Origin of the sequence: Arthrobacter sp. Hiyo1, assembly GCF_001263615.2 — a bacterium.
GTDB lineage: Bacteria > Actinomycetota > Actinomycetes > Actinomycetales > Micrococcaceae > Arthrobacter.
Window position 1 is genome coordinate 320,290 of sequence record NZ_DF952475.1, and the last position, 3,161, is coordinate 323,450.

Genomic DNA, 3,161 nt, shown 5'->3' on the forward strand with positions numbered 1-3,161 from the left:
GAGGGTGTCAGATGGATTGTGTAGGGGTTCCGGTCCTCGTGTGATTGGAGAACACTTTGTCCATGATTGATTCCCATGAAGAGCTCGGTGCGGAACTCGCGGAAAAGGTTGCCGCGGCTGGGGACCTCGAGGCGCTCAAGGCCTCGGGTGCCTTTGATGAGCTGATGGAACAGATCGATGCCGGCCGGCTTCAGATCGATGGCAAGGACGGGTTCCTGAACCTGATGATCAAGGCCGTGCTTGAGCGGGGCCTGCAGACCGAACTGAGCGAGCATCTGGGGTATGAAAAGGGTGATCCTGCTGCCCGGCTGCTGCCGAACTCCAGGAACGGCAGCTACCCCAAAACGGTGGCCTCCACGGTCGGAGACGTCGGTCTTGCCATTCCGCGGGACCGGGCGGGCACCTTCACCCCGCAACTGGTTCCAAGAGGTTCACGGCGCACCGGCGGGCTCGATGACATGATCATCAGCCTTTATGCAGGTGGAATGACGATCCGGGACATCGAACACCACCTGGAATCGACGATCGGTACCGAACTATCCCGCGAGACGATTTCCAAGATCACCGACGACGTCCTCGAAGAGGTCATGGCCTGGCAGTCCCGGCCGCTGGATCCGATCTACCCGATCCTGTATCTGGACGCGATCGTGGTGAAAATCCGGGACGGGCATCAGGTGAAGAACAAAGCCGCCCACATCGCCGTCGGCGTGGATCTTGACGGGGTCAAGCGCGTGCTCGGGATCTGGATCCAGGCTTCCGAAGGGGCGAAGTTCTGGGCAGGGGTCTGCGCGGAACTGGCCAACCGCGGTGTCAAAGACGTGCTGATCGCCTGCTGCGACGGGCTCACCGGGTTCCCCGAGGCGATCCAGGCGACCTGGGCCAACACCACCGTGCAGACCTGTGTCGTGCACCTGGTCCGGGCCTCCATGCGCTTCGTCGCTTACGGGGACAGGAAGAAGGTCGCGGCCTGCCTGCGGAACATCTACACCGCCCCGACCATCGAAGCGGCCCTGACGGCCCGGGAGGAGTTCGCCGCCGGGGAATGGGGACAAAAGTACCCGGCAGCTCTCAAGACCTGGGAAAACGCCTGGGAACGGTTCATCCCCTTCCTGGCTTTCCCACCGGCGCTGCGGAAAGTCATCTACACGACGGATGAAATCGTCAAGTCGGGCGGGTCGGTCTGTCCTGGTTGGCTCCTGCTGCTGTTGACCGGGGCCGCGGGGCTCCGGGGTCAAGGGCGGCCGGAGGCCGTCGCGCAGCGATCACGACAGTGACCCTTGAGGGCGGAGGGGCGGCCACGGTAATCTCCCTGCGGCACGGGCCGACCAGGAAACCCCCAGCGCGGAATCTCATTCTTGCCGGGGTCGGGTGAATTCGATCTTCTTCGCTCCGGCCGGGCGGCGAGGTTGCCAGTTGGAAATGAGCAATTGGTAGGCGCGTTCAGCGGTTTCGACGAGTTCCCGTTCCTCGCGGCGTAGCTGCTTGTCGTTGTAGGCGTATCCGGGTCCGCGGTGAGCCACGGCGCGGGGAGCACCGGAGGTGAGCTCGAGTTTGCGTTGTTTGAACGCGACCAGGCTGGGCCGGGCGAACGCGTACTCTTCTCCGCGGGTGTCCAGCGTCCAGGCCAGGGTGGCCAGCTTGCGTGCCGTGGCCACGACGGCGATCTGGAAGCCCCGGCGGGCCTTGATCCGTGAGTAGAATGCCCGCAGTGGTCCCGGGGCCAGTGCCGCGGTGAACGCCGCTTCCACGAGCATGCCCCGGGCGTGGGCATTGCCTTGCTTGGTGATCCGGCCGTGGTGTGCAGGCTGCCCTCCGGACTGACGCACCCTGGGATGCAGCCCAAGGTAGGCGACCAGCTTCTCGGCGGTAGGGAACCGCCTGAAGTCGCCCACCGCGGCGATCAACGCCATGGCCACGACCGTGGACACCCCGGGTATCGTCATCAGCCTGCGTGCCGTGGCATCCGTGAGCGCTTCGGTTGCCAGGGCCTGCTCATAGGAAGCCAGCTCATTACCCAGGAAATCCAGGTGCCGCAGCAGCGCGTGAACGGTGTCCCGCTCATCCGGCGGTAGCACCTGAAGGCCGAGCCAGGCCCGCCCGGCCTTGCCGAACAGATCGGTGGCCGTCGGGCGCGGCAGCAGATTCCTGGCCAGAACCGCATGCACCTGATTCTTGATCCGCGTGCGCTCCCGGACCAGCTGAGTGCGCTGACCGACAATACGGCGCAGCCGCGCGGTACGCTCGTCGGGCAACCACACCGGTGGCAGGAAATCCGCGGCAAGCAACTGGGCAAGGATGCGGGCATCGACCTTATCCGTTTTCACCTTCGCCTCCGCGATCGCGCGGGTCTTCAACGGATTCGATACCACGACCCGGCCGGCATACGGCCTGATCAGCAAGGCGATCGCCTCACTGTTGCCAGTCGCTTCCAACGCCACCTGATCGCCCGGACCGAGCTTCCGTGCCCAGCCAACCAACGCGTCTGGCCGGCATGCCACCTGACCGGCGTCACGGACCTCACCGTCCTGAAGAACAGCGATCTGCGCGAAATCCCGATGAACATCCAAACCGATAAACCGAACCATCACTTTCTCCTCCCACCCCGATATCAGGGATCGGAATCGGCCAGGCAATCGACACCTACGGATCCGCGTTCACGACGCAGCCGGACAAGTCGCGGGGCGACCATTTACTAACACGGGCTCTCAGCCCATCGTGCAAGACCGGTCTGCCCACCCGATTCCCTACAAGCGCCCCAGTTCCGGACGGTCTCACCGTACGACCAAACCACCAGGCCCAGCCAGCCAGACGAACAACGTGAGGCACCCACCATCTTTCATACCCGGTACCAACGCGATCGAGTCCCTGAACTACCAACTGCGCAAGATCATCAAGAACCGGGGCCATTTCCCCAACGACCAGGCCGCAGTGAAACTGCTCTGGCTCGCCATCTGCAACATCGAAGACAAACGCGCCAGAGAACGCCAGAAAACCAGAACCACCGACAAGGAATCCTCCGGCAACCACCTCGTCGAAGGGGCAGCCACCGCCGGCTGGATCCAGGCCCTGGGAGTCCTGAGCATCACCTACCCCGAACGACTCGAACCCTACCTCAGCTAAAAATGACTCCCGACCCCACACACAAACAACTTGACAGGCTC

At 63.6% G+C, this 3,161-nt stretch carries 1 protein-coding gene and 2 pseudogenes; 2 read left to right on the forward strand and 1 reads right to left on the reverse strand.

Going from position 1 to position 3,161, the window contains the following annotated elements; genetic code table 11:
* Window positions 1-62: 62 nt before the first annotated feature.
* Window positions 63-1,160: pseudogene (locus AHiyo1_RS20440) on the forward strand (IS256 family transposase); the annotation flags it as partial.
* A gap of 189 nt (window positions 1,161-1,349) precedes the next feature.
* On the opposite strand, the gene AHiyo1_RS20445 reads toward AHiyo1_RS20440, so the two are convergent.
* Window positions 1,350-2,567, reverse strand: a complete 1,218-nt coding sequence (locus AHiyo1_RS20445) for an IS110 family transposase (protein ID WP_113990727.1) — start codon at window positions 2,565-2,567, stop codon at window positions 1,350-1,352.
* Window positions 2,568-2,847: 280 nt separating this feature from the next.
* Between AHiyo1_RS20445 and AHiyo1_RS20450 the strand changes: the two are divergent.
* A pseudogene (locus AHiyo1_RS20450) lies at window positions 2,848-3,120 on the forward strand (transposase); the annotation flags it as partial.
* Window positions 3,121-3,161: the final 41 nt, after the last annotated feature.